This is a genomic window from Microbacterium sp. Leaf151 (assembly GCF_001424225.1).
In the GTDB taxonomy this organism is placed as follows: domain Bacteria; phylum Actinomycetota; class Actinomycetes; order Actinomycetales; family Microbacteriaceae; genus Microbacterium.
This window is the reverse complement of sequence record NZ_LMOR01000003.1, coordinates 336,818-354,089: the sequence shown is the minus strand read 5'-3', so window position 1 is coordinate 354,089 and position 17,272 is coordinate 336,818. Positions and strand designations below refer to the sequence as shown.

Sequence of the window (17,272 nt, the reverse complement as noted above, 5' to 3'; positions counted from 1 at the left end):
GGGGGGCTCCCCCCGGACGCAAATGCCGGAAGCGATGTTCGGGCTCGTTTAGATTACGCGTGCCGAAAACTCCGCACCAACTCGACGCACCTATTCACCGCGATATATTACCTGTTTCGCCGAACTCGGGATGCCAACTATCGGAGGTGGCCCCCGTCGGAGGGGCTCGATAGCGTGACCCAGGTGAAGACGCCGTGCGCTGACGCGGGCGTCACGTAACGCGAAGGAGCGCCGCGATGAGCAGCCAGATCGACCACCTCCTCTCCGAATCCCGCCGGTTCCCGCCGTCGGCCGGATTCGTCGACAACGCCGTGGGCGACCGCGCCCTGTACGAACGCGCGGCCGCCGACCGCGAGGGATTCTGGGCCGAACAGGCGCGCGACCTGCATTGGCACAGGCCTTTCACGCAGGTGCTGGATTGGTCGAATCCGCCGTTCGCCGAGTGGTTCGCCGACGGCGAGCTGAACGTCTCCTACAACTGTCTCGACCGGCACGTCGAGGCGGGCCACGGCGACCGCATCGCCCTGCGGTGGGAGGGAGAACCCGGCGACTCGCGCAACGTCACCTACGCCGAGCTCACCGAAGAGGTAAAACGCCTCGCGAACGTGCTCACCGGTCTCGGTGTCGAGAAGGGCGACCGCGTCGCCCTCTATCTGCCCATGATCCCCGAGGCGATCGCCTCGATGCTGGCGGTTGCCCGCATCGGCGCGGTCCACTCGGTCGTCTTCGGCGGATTCTCGGCCGACAGTCTCCGCGCCCGTATCGACGATGCCGGAGCGAAGGTCGTGATCACCGCCGACGGCGGCTGGCGCAAGGGCAAGGTCTCGCCCCTCAAACCCGCGGTCGACCAGTCGCTCTCCGACCGCAACGGCTCCGGCATCCAGGAGACCGTCGAGCACGTCATCGTCGTCAAGCGCGGGGGCAACGAGGTCGAGTGGACCGAGGAGCGCGACCTCTGGTGGCACGACGTCGTCCCGCAGGCGTCGCCCGAACACGAGGCGCAGGCCTTCCCCGCCGAGACGCCTCTGTTCATCCTGTACACCTCGGGTACGACGGGAAAGCCGAAGGGCATCCTGCACACGTCGGGCGGATACCTCACGCAGGCGGCGTTCACCAACCGCGTCGTGCACGACGTCCACCCCGAGACCGACGTCTACTGGTGCACGGCCGACATCGGCTGGATCACCGGCCACACCTACGTGACGTACGGCCCCCTCGCCAACGGAGCGACGCAGCTGCTGTACGAGGGCACCCCCGACACGCCGCATCCCGGTCGCTGGTGGGAGCTCATCGAGAAGCACGGCGTGACCATCTTCTACACGGCCCCCACGGCCATCCGTTCGTTCATGAAGATCGGCCGCGACGTTCCGCAGAAGTTCGACCTGTCATCGCTGCGTCTCCTCGGGTCGGTGGGCGAGCCCATCAACCCCGAGGCGTGGGTCTGGTACCGCGAGATCATCGGTGCCGATCAGACGCCGATCGTCGACACGTGGTGGCAGACCGAGACCGGCGCGATCATGATCTCGGCCCTCCCGGGGGTGACCGAGACCAAGCCCGGTTCCGCACAGGTGCCGTTGCCCGGCATCTCGATCGCCGTCGTCGACGACAGCGGTGAACCCGTCGCCCCCGGCAGCGGCGGCCTGCTCGTCGTCACCGAGCCGTGGCCCAGCATGCTGCGCGGCATCTGGGGCGACCCCGACCGGTATCGCGAGACGTACTGGGACAAGTTCGCCGACAAGGGCTACTACTTCGCCGGCGACGGCGCCCGTCTCGACGAGGACGGCGACGTCTGGCTGCTCGGACGCGTGGACGACGTCATGAACGTCTCGGGACACCGCCTGTCGACGGCCGAGATCGAATCCGCGCTCGTGGGGCACGAGGGCGTGGCCGAAGCGGCCGTCGTGGGGGCCTCCGACGAGACCACGGGTCAGGCGGTGGTCGCATTCGTGATCATCAAGAGCCGCTACCTCAAGCAAAAGCCCGTCGACGGTCTCGGCGACGAGCTCCGGCGGTGGGTCGGCGAGCAGATCGGGCCCATCGCCCGCCCGCGCGACGTCTACATCGTCGGCGAACTGCCCAAGACCCGCTCGGGCAAGATCATGCGCCGCCTCTTGCGCGATGTGGCCGAAGGCCGCGAGGTCGGCGACACCACGACGCTGGCCGACACCGCCGTGATGAGCGTGATCAGCGCCCAGGTGAAATGACACCGTCGTTGCGTGGATGCCGGGTGACCGGGCATCCACGCAACGACGAGCCGCGCGGCATCACCGCCCGCAGACACGAAGACGGGGCCGTTCATCCGAACGGCCCCGTCTCGTCGTTATCAGATCGAGCGGCGGCGACGCAGCAGCAGGATGAACGCACCGGCGGCGAGGACACCGGCGGCGATCAGCGCGATCGGCAGCAGCGAGGCGCCGGACATACCGGTCGTCGCGAGCGAGCCCTTACCGGACTGACCGTTGCCGGCCGGCACGGGAACCGCGGTCGCGGTGGCCGTCGGCGAGGCGGTCGGTGCAGCCGTCGGCGTCGAGGTGGCCGTCGGCGTGGCGGTCGGCGTCGGGCCACCGGTCGGGGTCGCGGTCGGCGTCGGCGTGGACGTCGGCTGAGCGGTGGGCGTCGCGGTCGGCGTAGCCGTGGGCGTGGCCGTCGGCGTAGCGGTCGGCGTAGCCGTGGGCGTGGCCGTCGGGGTGGGCGTCGGCGTCGGCGTCGGCGGCAGGTCGCAGCCGATCACGGTGACGCGCGAGTCCCACGCCGTGATGACGCCCGAGGTCCACTCCGGGTCGCCGCCACGCGAGGACGAACCGAAGGCGACACCCGCGGTGGTGTTGAGGTCGCTGCAGTCGTACCCGTCGAACGACGCCGACCAGGTCCACGTCTCACCGGGCGCGAAGCGCTTCTCGCTGAAGGTCTCGATCCACCCGTTGGTCTGGGCGACCGTCGCCGAGCCGTACGCGGTGACGGCCGAAGTGTTCTTCGCCCAGACCGCGACGTCGACCTCGTTGGGCGTGGTGAAGTCCAGCGTGACCCGAACATCACCCGTGATGTCGGCCGCGTAGGCAGCGGGGACGCTGATCCCGGCACCGACCGCGAGGGCGAGCGCCGTTGCGCCGGCCGCCCAGAATTTCGTCGTCTTCTTCATGTTTCCCCGTTTTCCCCTAAAGAATGTGCCCCCCACAGCACGTGGAAGGCGAGCGCAGGTGCGCTTCCCCGTAAATACCCTAATCATTCGATGGGCTTATTCTGAAAACCGAAATGACACGCTAAGTTACGCTTTCGCTTCCTGGCACTGCCGTCGGTGATCAGGCGACGGTGAAGACGACCTCGACCTCGACCGGGCTGTCCAGGGGAAGGACGGGCACACCGACCGCAGAACGCGCGTGCGCGCCGGCCTCGCCGAAGACCTCGCCGAACAATTCGCTCGCCCCGTTGATGACGGCCGGCTGGCCGGTGAACTCGGGAACGGATGCCACGAAGCCGGTGAGTTTGAGCACGCCAACGAGGTTGTCGACACCCCCGACCACCGCGGCCGCCGCCGCGATGGCGTTGAGCGCACACTGACGCGCATACGATCTGGCATCCGCCGGAGTCACGAGACCCTCGGACTCGCCGACCTTGCCCGTCGCCGGAAGGGCGCCCTGCATCATCGGCAGCTGGCCCGAGGTGTACACGAGATCGCCGTGGCGCCTCGCCGGGATGTAGGCGGCAACGGGGGGAACGACGGCCGGCAGGTCGACGCCGAGTTCGGCGAGGCGCTCGGAGACGGTCACTGCTGGCCTTCGAACTGGCGCGCGGCGACCTCGGCGGCGCCCAGGCCGGCGTTGGCGGTACCGCCGCCGGTCGGACGCTTGAGATAGGCCACGAGTCCCCCCTCGGGGCCGGGCACCACCTGCACGAGCTCCCACCCCTGCTTGCCCCAGTTGTTGAGGATGGCGGCGGTGTTGTGGATCAGCAGCGGAGTGGTGAGGTATTCCCACGTGGTCATTGTCGGGCTCCCGGCGATGGCTCGGCGCGCAACGATCGTGCGCGCGGACGGATGGCGTACGCGCGCGAGCGCACGCCTTCAAGGCATCGCCCAGCAACGTCGCTTAGCATCAAGCCTATGCCCGAGAACAAACGTACGGCTAGCGGTGCCCTCGGCGGCATCCTGGGCCTCGTCGGACTCAGCGCGGTCGCCGGACTCCTGGTCACCGCAGCCGTCACGCCGGCCATCGCCGTCTCCGGTGCCGCTGCCTCCAGCGCCATCACGATCTTCGACAAGATGCCGAGCTATCTACAGCCCGACGAGCTCATGCAGCCCACCACGCTGATGGCCGGCGACCGGGTACTGGCGAAGTTCTACGACCAGAACCGCTCCCCCGTCACCTTCGAGCAGATCGCGCCCGTCATGTACGACGCCGTCCTGTCGTCGGAAGACCCCCGCTACTACCAGCACGGCGGTGTCGACCTGATCGGCACCACGCGCGCGTTGCTCAACAATGCCGCCAGCGGCGACACGCAGGGTGGCTCCTCGATCAGCCAGCAGTACGTGAAGAACGTGCTCGTGCAGCGTTGCGAACGCGACGCGAAGGCCGTCGAGCCGACCGAGACCGACCCGGTCGGCAAGACGCGTGATGAAGCCCTCATCGAGTGCGCGTCTGCCGCCGTACAGGCCGAGGGCGCGGCGGGCTACCAGCGCAAGCTGCAGGAGATGCGCTACGCGATCCAGCTCGAGAAGGAGTACTCGAAGGACCAGATCCTTCTGGGCTACCTGAACATCGCAAACTTCGGCGGTGTGACCTACGGCATCGACGCCGCCGCCAAGCGTTACTTCAACATCTCGGCGTCACAGCTGAATGTCGGACAGTCAGCGGTCCTCGCCGGCATGGTGCAGAACCCCAACCGCTTCCGTGTCGACAAGCCGGACGGCTCGATCATCGATGGAGACGGAACGGCGTATAACAAGCAGCCCGACGGCTCGATCGACGACGTCGATCAGAGCACCATCCAGGCGCTGTACACGCTGCGCGACAACGGCGAGATCACGCAGGAGCAGCTCGTCGCCGCGGCCGATGGATACAGCGAGACCAAGGGGCGTCAGCTCTATGTGCTGAGCCGCATGGAGGCCGACGGCAAGATCACGCACGAGCAGTACGTGCAGTTCGCGGTCGAGCCCATCACGCCGCAGCTGTCCGAGACCGAGCAGGGCTGCGGCTCGTCGGGTGCCGCGTACTTCTGTCAGTACGTCGTGTCGACGATCCTCAACGACCCGGCCTTCGGCGCCGAGGTCGACGACCGCGTGCGCGCGCTCCGCCAGGACGGTCTGACCATCCAGACGACAATGGACTGGCGCATGCAGGATGCCGCCCAGAACACGATGAACGAGAACACCCCCGAGAGCATCGACGGCATGAAGTTCGGGTCGACGGCGGTGAGCCTCGAGGCCAAGACCGGCCGCGTCCTCGCCATCGCGCAGAACACGAAGTTCACGCAGGACCCCGAGCTGGCCCTGTCCGACCCGTCGTACAACTCCATCGTGTTCGCCGGCGACTCCACCAATGGCGGTTCGATCGGTTTCCCGGTCGGATCGACATTCAAGCTCTTCACACTCGTCGACTGGCTTGAGAAGGGCCACTCGCTCAACGAGTCACTGAACGGTCGCCTGCGACCGGTGCCCAACATGACCAACTCGTGTTCCGGAAACTGGGTGAACCAAGAGAACACGACTATCAACAACTTCGCGCGCAACCAGGGCTACGTGGGCACGCCGATGATGTTCACCCGTGACTCGCTCAACACCGGCTACCTCGCCATGGCGGCGGAGCTCGACCTCTGCGACATCGCCAAGGTCGTGAAGAAGCTCGGCGTGCAGTCGGGAACCGGCGAAGACATCCTGATGGAGAACGCCAACGAGGTGATCGGCAGTGACAACGTCTCGCCCCTCGCCATGGCCGGAGCCTTCGCGACCGTTGCCAATGGCGGCACCCACTGCCAGCCGAAGGTCATCGACAAGGTCACCACTGCCGACGGAGAGGAACGTCCCATCCCCGAGCGCACGTGCGAAGCGGTGCTCACCCCCGAGATCGCGGCGACTACCGCCTACGCCCTCCAGGGCGTGATGAGGGGCGATGGCACCGGTGCGGCGGCCAACCCGGGTGACGGAACCCCCGTCATGGGTAAGACCGGCACGCACGAGGGCTTCCAGACCTGGATGATCGAATCGTCGACGAACGCGACGACCGCCGTGTGGGTGGGCAACTGGGACGGCGACAAGGACCTGTTCGGCGAATACGCCAAGGGCAACCAGCTCAGCAGCATGCGTTACGTGCTCGCCCGCGACATCCAGAGCGCCGCGAACGAGTTCTACGGCGGCGACCGGTTCCCTGACCCGGTCTCGAACCTGCTGCGCACGCAGCAGCGCGATCTGCCCAACGTCGTGGGTCAGAGCATCGACAGCGCCCGGTCGACCCTGACCGGCGCCGGCTTCCGCGTCAGCGTGGGCGACCCCGTCGACTCCTCGTCCGGTGAGGGAACCGTGGCCGCGCAGAGCCCCAACGGGGGCTCCGCTCCGGCCGGATCGACCATCACGATCAACCCCGGCAACGGCCAGACCGGCACCGTGCCGAGCGTCGATGGACAGACGGTGAATGCCGCCCAGGCGGCGCTCTCCAGCGCGGGGTACACCAACATCTCCATCGGAGCGTGCCAGCGCGACGCCAACGCCCCGGCCGAGGGTCAGGTCGTCAGCACCAACCCGGCGGGCGGCACCGCCGCCAACAGGAACACGGCGATCGCTCTGTCGGTCGTGGCGCGGGAATGCCCGTGACGCGTCCCCTGGTGACCGCCGCCCTCGCACCCCTCGGGGTCGCGGGGGCGGCGGCCGTCGGGGCCGCCGTCTGGGGCGTCGGCGTCGAGCGTTACCTCTTCACGGTGCGCTACCACGCGCTCCGGCTGTTGCCGAAGGGCGCCGAGCCTGTCCGCGTGCTGCACGTCTCCGACGCTCACATGGCGCCGTGGCAGCACCGTAAGCAGGAGTGGATGGCGCGCCTGGCGGAGCTCTCCCCCGATCTCGTCATCAACACCGGCGACAATCTCGGACACCGCGACGGACTCACCGGCATTCGGACGGCCCTGTCCCCCCTCCGCGGTGTGCCGGGTCTCGTCGTGCACGGCTCGAACGACTACCAGGAGCCGGCTCCGCGCAACCCGTTCCGTTATTTCATCGGACCGTCAGGGCACCTGCCGGCGCACAAGCATCTCGACGTCGACGCGCTGGATCGGTTCTTCACCGACGACCTCGGGTGGAGCATCCTCGACGACACGGCCGTGTCGCTGGAGATCAAGGGACTGCGCGTGACCGCCTTCGGCGTGAACGACGGCCACCGCGGCTGGGATCACCCCGAGCTGATCCCGCCCGTCATCGAGACCCTGGATGCCGCCGACATCACCCTCGGCGTGATGCACGCGCCCTACCGGCGCACGCTCGACACGTTCACCGACTTCGGTGCCGACGTCCTGCTGGCGGGCCACACGCACGGTGGGCAGGTGCGCGTGCCGTTCAGCCGGAACGCGCTCGTGTCCAACTGCGACATCCCGCTCGACCAGGCCCGAGGTCTCAGCGAGTGGACGCACGACGGACGCACGGTGCCGTTGAACGTGAGCGCGGGTCTCGGCCATTCGATCTACGCGCCCGTGCGGTTCGGGTGCCGCCCCGAGGCGACCCTCCTGACGCTGCTGCCCCGCTGAGGCATCCTCCCCACCCGCGCAAGGGGCCGATCCATTCACGGATCGGCCCCTTGCCTCGTTTCCGCGCGTGCGACCTGATGGACGATCGAGTCTCTTCGAACGAAAGGGACTCCTCGCATGCATCACCCACCTCCGTCACATCGACGAACTCTCGCCGCGCTGACCGTCATCGCGGCGCTGCTGGGCGGTCTCGGCCTCACCCCGGCCGCCCACGCCGCTGATCGTGGCACCGGCTTCGGCACCTGGGCACCGCTGTCGCGCACCGGCTGGCACGGTTCGATGCGGGTCGGCGATGTGCACACCTACTGCATCCATCCCGGTCTCCCCGTCGCCACCGATCCCACGACCGACCGCGGTGTCTCGTCGGACGTCAACGGCCTGAGCCCGCAGCAGCTGGTGTCGATCAACCACCTGGTCAGCACCTACGGACAAACCGACGATCCCGTGCAGGCCGCCGGCGTCGGGTGGGCCGTCAAAGCGATCGTCGACCGTGACACCACCCTTCACTCCTGGGGCTACACCGGCGACAGCTTCCCCGAGGCGATCGACTACATCATGCGTCGAGCCAGCCCCGAGAACAGCGTGGCCGTGCAGGACCGGGCGGTGCACTACCTCGCCGAGGCCGAAAGCATCGCCGTTCCACGCGTCGGAGGTGTGCTGGCGGTGACGACGAGCGACGACGACCCGACCCGCGGCACCGTGACCGCCGATGTGGATCCGTCGGCCACGGGCACCCTGCACCTCGAGAACGCCGTGTTCGCCGACTCCGGTCAAGGCGATCGTGCGGACGTGCGCGCCGGACAGAGTTACGACATCATCGCGCCCGCCTCCTCGTCCGACGACGGCCGTCCGTACAGCGTCCGGGTGACGGGGACCTTCTCCGTGCGCTCCGCCGCGATCCACTACTTCTCCACGCCTGGACAGCAGGAATCCGCCGGGCCCGCCGGCCCCACGACCTTCACGCTGTCGGCAGAAGACGCGGAACCCCGACTCGTACGCTTCTCCCCGCGCATCGAGACGACCGCGCGCATCGAAGACGGTCGTTTCATCGATCGCGTCAGCGTGTCGACCGCCGACGGCGTGTGGCCACGCCATGCCGACGGTTCGTTCGTGGCGATAGCCGCGACCGCCGACGTGTATCGAACGGGCGCCTATCCGGCCGAATCGACCGAGATCCCGTCGAACCTCGACCCCGTGATGCGTCTCGACCTGCGAACGGACCCGAGAACCGGGCCCGGCGCCTACGAGGTCACCTCGGAGCACCTGCCCGGACCGGGTGTCTACACGGCCGTGTGGCGCGTCGATCGAGCGGATCAGGATGCCGACGCCCTCGCACATCTCCCGCTCGATTACCTCTGGCAGGAGCGATTCGCCTCCCCCGCGCAGACCGAACAGCTCACGCCCACGCCCCCTCCGAGCGATCCGACATCGTCTCCCACCCCGCCGCCCGCTGCCGCGATCCCGCCGGCTCCCGTGGCCTTTCCGTCCGCCGCGCCCACGGCCCTGGCGATGACCGGTATGTCCGCGGCGTCGCTGGGAGGGGCGGGAGGTGCGGCCGCCGCGGCGATCGGGATAGGGATCATCGCCTGGAGTGTGGCGCGGCGCCGATCCACTCCGAGGATCTGAACACGTCGGGCGCCTGGTCGGGCCCCGCGATCTGATCCCTCTCGGTGCCCCTGCGGCCGCCATGATGGGCCGCATCGATCATGCCGACGGCTCCCCGTTCGCGGCCGTCCTCGTCACCCCGCGTCGAGGACGGCCGCGAACCGCCTCCCCCGCGGCGGGCGTGGCCCAGATCGGGGCCTCGCGAATGTCCCGCGACTCGCCCGAACCTCGGCTCTGGTTCGGAACCGGGCCGGAACAGGGTAGACTTTTCAAGTTGCTCACGGGGTGTGGCGCAGCTTGGTAGCGCGCGTCGTTCGGGACGACGAGGCCGCAGGTTCAAATCCTGTCACCCCGACCAATTGAGAAATCTCCAGCCGCTCGTCGAGGGGTTGTGAGGTTCCAGCAACAGAGAGCCTCCCGCGGATCGCGGGGGGCTCTTCTGCTCAGGTAGGTAAGCCATCGGCATCGATCGGGACGGTCGACTTCGGCGGGGACTGCAGCACCCCTCAGCCGACCATCGCCATGATCACCCTCGGTCCGACGAAGGCGGGTGAGCCCGCCTCACTCTCGGTCACCCGGGATCCACCCGACGGGGTCGTGACACGCTCCCCCGTAGAATCATCGTGGGCCGTCTGCGGCTCCGCGCCGTGCGCGCCCGGATGGGCGTCGACCGCACCGCGACCCCGAGACCTCCAGGAGAACCGTGTCCGACGCCTCGCCCCGCCTCGTCGCTTTCGACCTCGACGACACCCTCGCCCCGTCGAAGTCGGCCATCGACCCCCGCATCGGCGATCTGTTGCTCGCCCTGGCGGAGCGCGTCGAGGTCGCGATCATCTCGGGGGGACAACTGCAGCAGTTCCGCACGCAGGTCGTCGAGCGTCTGCCGCAGGCCGCGCCCGCACTGCTCGCGCACTTCCACCTCATGCCCACCTGCGGCACGCAGTACTACCGCCTGACCGCCGAGGGCGTCGAGACGGTCTACGCCCATTCCCTCACCGACGACGAGAAGCAGCGCGCACTGTCGGCCGTCCGCGAAGAGGCCGAGCGACTGGGCCTGTGGGAGGCGGAGCCGTGGGGCGACATCCTCGAGGACCGCGGCTCGCAGATCACCTTCTCGGCCCTCGGGCAGTCCGCTCCGCTCGAGGCGAAGATGGCGTGGGACCCCACCGGCGAGAAGAAGAACAGCCTGCGTGAGGCGGTGGCCGCCCGTATTCCCGACCTCGAGGTGCGCTCGGGCGGTTCCACGTCGGTCGACATCACCCACCGTGGCATCGACAAGGCCTACGGCATGAACAAGCTCGTCGAGGCGACGGGCATTCCCCTCGACGACATGCTCTTCGTGGGCGACCGCCTCGACCCCGACGGCAACGACTACCCGGTACTCGCCATGGGCGTCGAGTGCCAGGCCGTGCACGGATGGGAAGACACCGCCGCGTTCCTCGAGAAGCTCCTGCCGACGCTTCCCGAACGCGCCGGAGAGTAAACGCGACGACCACGGCCCGGGTGCGCCGCCGCGGTCCGACTGCTCGCGGCCGTTCCATCCAGCCCCGCGATCCCGGTCGCGGACACTCGACGGCTCCGGTCCACCCGCGCAGTCGCCGAACCACGCAGGAGTCCACCCGCGCGGTCACCGGACGGCGCCGCGGCCGGCGGGATGGCGTGGCATCGCCAGCCTGCCCGCGGCGCGAAACCCTCGACTACCTCAGAGGATCTGACCGATCGGCTCGCGCTTCTCAGCCTGGAAGCGGTCTTCGGTGCGGCCATAGGCCCAGTACCCCGACAGCGACACCTGATCGCGCGCCAGCCCCCACCGGCCGAAGACGATGTCGCGCAGCGCCTTCATGCTCTCGCGCTCCCCGTGCGCGAACACTTGACCCCGCCCGTCGGACGGTTGCCATTCGGCCACCGCGTCCGCCAGGACCGGGGTCGCACCGGCCTCCGCTCGACCGCGATGCACCCACACGATGCGCACCCCGGCCGGGGCGACGAGATCGAGCTGCTCTTCGGCGTTCTGCACTTCGAGGAACGCCACCCCGGTGGCATCCGGTGCCAGGGCTTCGAGAGCCGCCGCGATGGCCGGGATGGCCGACTCGTCACCGATGAACAGGTGCCACGCCGCGGCCCTGTCCGGCGCGTAGCCCCCGCCGGGCGACGACACCACCAGACGGTCGCCGGGTTGTGCGCGCGCGGCCCAGGGGCCGGCCAGCCCCTCGTCTCCGTGCACGACGAAGTCGATGGCGACCTGATCGCCGTCCACCGCGCGGACCGTGTAGGTGCGTGTCACGGGGAGGTCTTCCGGAGGGAGGGTCTCGCGGAGCGCGGCGAGATCGTAGGGCGGTTCGAGACCGAGCTCGGGCTTGGCGAAGGTGATCTTCACGTAACGATCGGTGTGCGGGCTCTCGCGGAACGCGGCGAGGTCATCGCCGCGGGCGTGGATGCTCACGAGGTGCGGACTCAGTCGCTCGGTCGAGACGACGTGCAGGATGTGCTGGGGACGCGGCGGACGCGCGGGTCGATCTGTCACGGGGGTCCTCCTCAGGCGGTGGTCACGATGGCGGAACCGGCGACGTCGGCACGCTGAGCCTGCGCCACCTCGGTGTAGTAGCGGGTGATGTGGGAGCGGACGGCCTCACGTGCCTCGTCGGCCTCGCCGCGCGACACCGCGTCGACGATGTGCCGGTGCTCGCGCCGCAGCCGGTCCACCACCGTGGGCCACGCATCCAGGCGGGAGGCGCCCGCCCCCGTGTACGCCTCGATGGAGCTGCGGAGTCCGGCCATCATGGCCGAGATCACGGCGTTTCCCGACACCTCGGCGAGGATCTGGTGGAAGCGCGCGTCGAGGGCGAGGAACTCCTCGGGTGTCAGGCCGTCGGCATCCATCGCCCCCAGCACGTCGTGAACGCCGGAGAGGTCGACGTCCGCCTGCGCGAGGCGCTCGGCGACGTCGCATTCGAGCACGATGCGCGTGCGCACGACATCGGCCAGAGGGAAGCCGTTGGCCGCCACCTGCAGCCGCAGGAAGGCCGCGAGGCCCCCGCGGGGAGTGGTGACGATCATGGCCCCCGCCGTGGGCCCCGAGCCGGTCGCGGTGCGAACGACGCCGAGCACCTCGAGCACGCGGACCGCCTCGCGGACGCTCGATCGGCCGACACCGAGCTGTGTGGCGAGTTCTCGTTCCGGTACCAGCCGGTCGCCGGCCGTCAGACGCCCGTCGCGCAGATCGCTCTCGATCCGCTCGAGGACGACCTGCCACGCTCGCGGTGCGGTGGTGGCCATGGCATCCCCTGTTCGACCGGTCGTGCGGTGTGGCCGGACCACACCACCCTACGCGCGGCCGATCAGGCGTCGGCCGCCGTGACGTACCCGGCGGGGTTGGTGGTCTGCCAGTTCCAGTAATCGCGGCATGCGTCGTCGATGGACAGGCGCGTACGCCACCCCAGCAGCTCGCCGGCCTTCGTCGGGTCGCAGTACGTGGCGGCGACGTCGCCGGGGCGGCGGTGGAGGATCTTCTTCGGCAGGTCGTGGCCCACCGCCTTCTCGAACGATGCGACGAGCTCGAGCACGCTCACCGGGCGGCCCGTGCCGAGATTGAACACCTGGTGTCCGGGCTGCGCGCGCTCGAGGGCGGCGACGTGCCCCTCGGCGAGGTCGACGACGTGGATGTAGTCGCGCAGCCCCGTGCCGTCGGGGGTGTCGTAGTCGTCACCGAAGACGCCGATCTCGTCGAGCGTGCCGATCGCGACGCGCGAGACGTAGGGCATCAGGTTGTTCGGGATGCCGGCGGGATCTTCGCCGATGAGGCCCGACGGGTGCGCACCCACCGGGTTGAAGTAGCGCAGGACCGTGACGTTCAGCTCGGGGTTCACCCGCGCCACGTCGGCGAGCACGACCTCGTTCATGCGCTTGGACTTGCTGTACGCGTTCGAGAGGTCGACGCTCGTGCTCGACTCCTCGGTGAACGGCAGGTCGGCCGGATCTGAGTAGACGGTTCCGGTACTGGAGAATACGAACGAGCGGATGCCGTGGGCGAGACCCACCCGCAGCAGCGCGAACGTGGTGTCGAGGTTGTTGGAGTAATAAGCCAGCGGCTTCTGCGTCGACTCGCCGACGGCCTTGAACGCGGCGAGGTGGATGATCGCGTCGATCGGGCCGTGCTCGTCGAACGCGGCGGCGACGACGGCATCATCGGCAGCGTCTCCGACGACCAGCGGTGCGGGCTTTCCGGTGATTTGCTCCACCCGTTCGGCGGCGACGGCGTGCGTCCCCGACAGGTCGTCGAGCAGGACGACGTCGTGGCCGGCCTCGAGCAGAGCCACGGCCGTGTGAGTTCCGATGTAACCGGCACCGCCGGCCAGGAGTACGCGCATGCCCCCAGGCTATCGGTCAGCGGCGACACCGCTCGCAAGCGTCGGCTCCGCGAGACCGATGACGAGATCAGCGCCCGTCGAGCCGCCCGCCGGATTCGCGCAGGTAGCAGACGGCGCACATGGATTCGTACGTGACCTCGCCCTGGATCTGCCCTTGGTCGATGGCGACCTGGTCGCCGTCGAAGACGAAGCGACCGCCGACCAGACGGGCGTTGAAGATCGCCTTGCGACCGCACCGGCAGATGGTCTTGAGCTCCTCGAGGCTGTGAGCGATCTCGAGCAGTCGTGCCGAACCGGGAAAGGCCTCGGTGCGGAAGTCGGTGCGGATGCCGTAGGCCAGCACCGGGATGCCGTCGAGCACGGCGACGCGCAGAAGGTCGTCGACTTGCGACGGGGTGAAGAACTGCGCCTCGTCGACGAGCAGGCAGGCTACGGGTGCGTGTCCCGCGGCCGCCTGGAAGACCTCGCGGAGGTCGTCGTCGGGGCCGACGAGGAAGTCGACCGCACGCATCACCCCGAGACGGCTCTCGATCTGGGCGGCACCCTTCGTGTCGATCTCGGGCTTGGCCAGCAGCACGCGCTGACCGCGCTCCTCGTAGTTGTACGCCGCCTGCAGCAGGGCCGTGGACTTGCCCGAGTTCATCGCCCCGTAGCGGAAGTACAGCTTCGCCACGTTTGCCTCAGGGGTTGATCGCGAGCGCGCGGGCGGTGGCATCGAGCTCTTTACGAGCCACCTCCGGACGCGTATTCAGCGTTTCGCCGTAGCTGGGGATCAGGTCGCGCAGGCGCGGCTCCCACGCGGGCATGCGCTCGGGGAAGCACGTCTTGATCAGGCCCAGCATGATCGACACGGCCGTCGACGCGCCCGGAGACGCCCCGAGGAGCCCGGCGATCGAGCGGTCCTCGGAGGTGATGACTTCGGTGCCGAACTGCAGCACGCCACCCTTGGCCTTGTCGCGCTTCATGACCTGGGCGCGCTGACCGGCGTCGAGCAGCTCCCAGTCCTCGTCCTTCGCGGCGGGCATGAAGACGCGAAGGCTCTCGACCTTCTTCGCGTGCGTCTTGAGCAGCTCGCCGACGAGGTACTTGATGAGGCTGGGGTTGTCGATCGCCACCTTGAGCATGGGCCCGATGTTGTGCGGGCGAACCTGCGTGACGATGTCGAGCATCGAGCCGTTCTTCAAGAACTTGGGGCTGAAGGTGGCGAACGGGCCGAAGAGCAGGGCCGACTCGCCGTCGACGACGCGGGTGTCGAGGTGGGGCACTGACATGGGCGGGGCTCCGACCGAAGCCTGCGAGTAGACCTTCGCCTGATGCTTCGACACGATGTCGGGGTTCGAGGTCTTCAACCACTGCCCCCCGATGGGGAAGACGCCGTAGCCCTTGATCTCGGGGATGCCGGAGCGCTGCAGAAGCTTCAGCGCCCAGCCGCCCGCGCCGACGAAGACGAACTTCGCGTTGATCGAGCCCGGGGTGCCGCCGATCACGTGGCGATACGAGACCTCCCAGGTGCCGTCCTTCTGCTTCTTCAGCTTCTTGACGTCGTGATTGGTGACGACCTCGACGCCCTTCTCACGGAGGTTCGCGAAGAGTTGCCGCGTGAGCGAGCCGAAGTCGACGTCGGTGCCGGCGGGCACACGGGTCGCGGCGAAGGGCTCGCCCTTGCGACGCTTCTGCATCAGCAGTGGCGCCCACTGATTGATGACGCGGGAGTCCTCGCTGTACTCGATGCCGGCGAACAGCGGCTGCTGCCTGAGCACTTCGTAACGCTTGCGGAGGAACGCGACGTCTTTCTCGCCGCGGACGAACGTCATGTGCGGGGTCGCGTTGATGAACGTCGACGGCTCGTCGAGCACTCCCTCGGCCACGAGAGACGCCCACAGCTGACGGCTCTGCTGGAACTGCTCGTTGATCGTGACCGCCTTGGCGGGGTCGATCACGCCGTCCTTGCCCTCGGGCGTGTAGTTGAGCTCGCACAGCGCCGCGTGACCGGTGCCGGCGTTGTTCCACGCGTTCGAGCTCTCCTGCGCGACGTCGCTCAGGCGCTCCAGCACCGCGATCTTCAGATCGGGCTGGAGGTCCTTCAGCAGCGTGCCGAGAGTGGCGGACATGATGCCGCCACCGATGAGGAGAACATCGACGTTTTCAGTCACCCGTTGATTCTAGGTGCGAGCCGTGAGGTGTCTCGACATCGAGAGATCGGTCGGTTCGATGTCGAGACAACCCCGGTTCACGGCATCCGGATGCCGTCTGCTCAGACGCGCGTGGAGAGCTTCTGCGCGACGATCTCGGCGATCTGCACCGCGTTCAGCGCCGCACCCTTGCGCAGGTTGTCGTTGCTGATGAACAGGACGAGACCCTTGCCCTCGGGCGCAGACTGGTCGGCGCGGATGCGGCCGACGTAGCTGGGGTCGGTGCCGGCGGCCTGCAGCGGCGTCGGCACCTCTTCGAGCTGCACGCCAGGAGCGTCGGCAAGGAGCTCGCGGGCGCGCTCGGGCGTGAGGTCGCGGGCGAACTCGGCATTGATGCTGAGCGAGTGGCCCGTGAAGACGGGGACGCGGACGCACGTGCCCGCGACGCGGAGGTCGGGCAGCTCGAGGATCTTGCGGCTCTCGTTGCGCAGCTTCTTCTCTTCGTCGGTCTCGTTCTGGCCGTCGTCGACGAGGTTGCCGGCGAAGGGGATGACGTCGAACGCGATCGGCGCGACGTACTTCTCGGGCGCGGGGAAGTCGAGAGCGGAGCCGTCACGGACGAGTCGCTCGACGTCGCCCTGGGCGAGGACGCCCTCGACCTGGCCGAGGAGCTCCCGGGCTCCGGCGAGACCCGATCCGGACACGGCTTGGTAGGTGCTGACGATCAGGCGCTCAAGGCCGGCCTCGGCGTCGAGCACCTTCAGCACGGGCATGGCGGCCATGGTCGTGCAGTTGGGGTTGGCGACGATGCCCTTGACGGCCTGGTCGATCGCGTGCGGGTTGACCTCGCTCACGACGAGGGGCACCTCGGCATCCATGCGCCATGCGCTGGAGTTGTCGATGACGAGAGCGCCCGCCTCGGCGAAGCGGGGGGCGTGCGCGCGGCTGCCGGTGGCGCCGGCCGAGAAGAGCGCGACCTCGACACCCGCGGGGTCGGCCGTGGCGACGTCTTCGACCATCACCGAGTGGCCCCCGAAGTCGATCGCGGTGCCGGCCGAGCGGGCCGTGGCGAACAAGCGCAGCTCGCGGATCGGGAACGACCGCTCGCTGAGGATCTCGAGCATGACGGTGCCGACCTGGCCGGTGGCGCCGACGACGGCGAGGGAGATTCCGGAATCGGAGATGCGGGTCATGCGAAGTACCTCGGGTGTTCGGGGGCGGATGCCGCGACGACGGCGTTCGGGTCAGGGTAGCGCGGGCGGCGGTGGGGCGCGGACCAGACCGACACAACGCAGGAGAACTGTCGCTCCGCTGCCCCGGATCGGCGGGAATCCACCGTCGTGCGCGGCCTCGGAGGGAGAGAGTCCTGCGTGGTGTCCGCGCGGTGCGGTACCCGGGCGACGGGCGCTACTCCGGTTGGGACCCCTGGCGGGGGTGAGTGGGGAG

General features: G+C 68.7%; 14 protein-coding genes and 1 tRNA gene. 6 read left to right on the top strand and 9 right to left on the bottom strand.

Annotated features, from left to right (window positions below; all coding sequences use genetic code 11):
* The first annotated feature begins 236 nt into the window (after positions 1-236).
* Positions 237-2,204, top strand: coding sequence for an acetate--CoA ligase (gene acs / locus ASF76_RS09195; RefSeq protein WP_055956417.1), 1,968 nt, complete (start codon positions 237-239; stop codon positions 2,202-2,204).
* Between the two features lie 119 nt (positions 2,205-2,323).
* On the opposite strand, the gene ASF76_RS17340 is transcribed toward acs, so the two are convergent.
* The 3 genes from ASF76_RS17340 to ASF76_RS09180 all read right to left on the bottom strand — a co-directional run bounded on the left by ASF76_RS17340 (position 2,324) and on the right by ASF76_RS09180 (position 3,982).
* A complete protein-coding gene (locus ASF76_RS17340; protein ID WP_055956415.1) occupies positions 2,324-3,139 on the bottom strand; it encodes an LPXTG cell wall anchor domain-containing protein in 816 nt (271 codons plus the stop codon).
* A gap of 160 nt (positions 3,140-3,299) precedes the next feature.
* A complete protein-coding gene (locus tag ASF76_RS09185; protein ID WP_055956411.1) occupies positions 3,300-3,767 on the bottom strand; it encodes a RidA family protein in 468 nt (155 codons plus the stop codon).
* A complete protein-coding gene (locus tag ASF76_RS09180; RefSeq protein ID WP_055956407.1) occupies positions 3,764-3,982 on the bottom strand; it encodes a DUF4177 domain-containing protein in 219 nt (72 codons plus the stop codon). Before ASF76_RS09180 ends, ASF76_RS09185 begins: the two co-directional genes overlap by 4 nt.
* A gap of 117 nt (positions 3,983-4,099) precedes the next feature.
* On the opposite strand from ASF76_RS09180, the gene ASF76_RS09175 reads away from it, so the two are divergent.
* The 5 genes from ASF76_RS09175 to ASF76_RS09155 all read left to right on the top strand — a co-directional run bounded on the left by ASF76_RS09175 (position 4,100) and on the right by ASF76_RS09155 (position 10,810).
* Positions 4,100-6,802: a transglycosylase domain-containing protein gene (locus ASF76_RS09175; RefSeq protein WP_055956403.1), complete on the top strand. Its 2,703-nt coding sequence runs from the start codon at positions 4,100-4,102 to the stop codon at positions 6,800-6,802.
* Positions 6,799-7,722: a metallophosphoesterase gene (locus ASF76_RS17040; RefSeq protein ID WP_235561271.1), complete on the top strand. Its 924-nt coding sequence runs from the start codon at positions 6,799-6,801 to the stop codon at positions 7,720-7,722. The genes ASF76_RS09175 and ASF76_RS17040 overlap by 4 nt, the downstream gene beginning before the upstream one ends.
* Positions 7,723-7,839: 117 nt before the next feature.
* Positions 7,840-9,348 carry a hypothetical protein gene (locus ASF76_RS09165; RefSeq protein ID WP_055956397.1) on the top strand — a complete coding sequence of 503 codons (1,509 nt, stop codon included), beginning with the start codon at positions 7,840-7,842 and terminating at the stop codon, positions 9,346-9,348.
* Positions 9,349-9,608: 260 nt separating this feature from the next.
* Positions 9,609-9,685 (top strand) — tRNA-Pro (locus ASF76_RS09160).
* Between the two features lie 345 nt (positions 9,686-10,030).
* Positions 10,031-10,810, top strand: a complete 780-nt coding sequence (locus tag ASF76_RS09155) for an HAD-IIB family hydrolase (protein ID WP_055956394.1) — start codon at positions 10,031-10,033, stop codon at positions 10,808-10,810.
* Positions 10,811-11,029: 219 nt separating this feature from the next.
* Here the strand turns inward: ASF76_RS09155 and ASF76_RS09150 are convergent, their stop codons facing one another.
* The 6 genes from ASF76_RS09150 to ASF76_RS09125 form a co-directional block, all read right to left on the bottom strand.
* Positions 11,030-11,851 carry a siderophore-interacting protein gene (locus ASF76_RS09150; RefSeq protein WP_055956391.1) on the bottom strand — a complete coding sequence of 274 codons (822 nt, stop codon included), beginning with the start codon at positions 11,849-11,851 and terminating at the stop codon, positions 11,030-11,032.
* Between the two features lie 11 nt (positions 11,852-11,862).
* Positions 11,863-12,603: a FadR/GntR family transcriptional regulator gene (locus tag ASF76_RS09145; protein ID WP_055956388.1), complete on the bottom strand. Its 741-nt coding sequence runs from the start codon at positions 12,601-12,603 to the stop codon at positions 11,863-11,865.
* 62 nt (positions 12,604-12,665) lie between these two features.
* Positions 12,666-13,694 carry a UDP-glucose 4-epimerase GalE gene (galE, locus tag ASF76_RS09140; RefSeq protein WP_055956385.1) on the bottom strand — a complete coding sequence of 343 codons (1,029 nt, stop codon included), beginning with the start codon at positions 13,692-13,694 and terminating at the stop codon, positions 12,666-12,668.
* 67 nt (positions 13,695-13,761) lie between these two features.
* Positions 13,762-14,367, bottom strand: coding sequence for a thymidine kinase (locus ASF76_RS09135; protein WP_055956382.1), 606 nt, complete (start codon positions 14,365-14,367; stop codon positions 13,762-13,764).
* A gap of 7 nt (positions 14,368-14,374) precedes the next feature.
* Positions 14,375-15,847, bottom strand: coding sequence for a malate:quinone oxidoreductase (locus ASF76_RS09130; RefSeq protein WP_055956379.1), 1,473 nt, complete (start codon positions 15,845-15,847; stop codon positions 14,375-14,377).
* Positions 15,848-15,948: 101 nt separating this feature from the next.
* Positions 15,949-17,019, bottom strand: coding sequence for an aspartate-semialdehyde dehydrogenase (locus tag ASF76_RS09125; RefSeq protein WP_055956377.1), 1,071 nt, complete (start codon positions 17,017-17,019; stop codon positions 15,949-15,951).
* Between the last annotated feature and the right edge of the window lie 253 nt (positions 17,020-17,272).

What these genes read in the sequence shown, in the direction of transcription:
- acs (WP_055956417.1), top strand. Translation starts at nt 237, where the DNA reads ATGAGCAGCCAGATCGACCACCTCCTCTCCGAATCCCGCCGGTTCCCG.
- ASF76_RS17340 (WP_055956415.1), bottom strand. Translation starts at nt 3,139, where the DNA reads ATGAAGAAGACGACGAAATTCTGGGCGGCCGGCGCAACGGCGCTCGCC.
- ASF76_RS09180 (WP_055956407.1), bottom strand. Translation starts at nt 3,982, where the DNA reads ATGACCACGTGGGAATACCTCACCACTCCGCTGCTGATCCACAACACC.
- ASF76_RS09175 (WP_055956403.1), top strand. Translation starts at nt 4,100, where the DNA reads ATGCCCGAGAACAAACGTACGGCTAGCGGTGCCCTCGGCGGCATCCTG.
- ASF76_RS09165 (WP_055956397.1), top strand. Translation starts at nt 7,840, where the DNA reads ATGCATCACCCACCTCCGTCACATCGACGAACTCTCGCCGCGCTGACC.
- ASF76_RS09145 (WP_055956388.1), bottom strand. Translation starts at nt 12,603, where the DNA reads ATGGCCACCACCGCACCGCGAGCGTGGCAGGTCGTCCTCGAGCGGATC.
- galE (WP_055956385.1), bottom strand. Translation starts at nt 13,694, where the DNA reads ATGCGCGTACTCCTGGCCGGCGGTGCCGGTTACATCGGAACTCACACG.
- ASF76_RS09125 (WP_055956377.1), bottom strand. Translation starts at nt 17,019, where the DNA reads ATGACCCGCATCTCCGATTCCGGAATCTCCCTCGCCGTCGTCGGCGCC.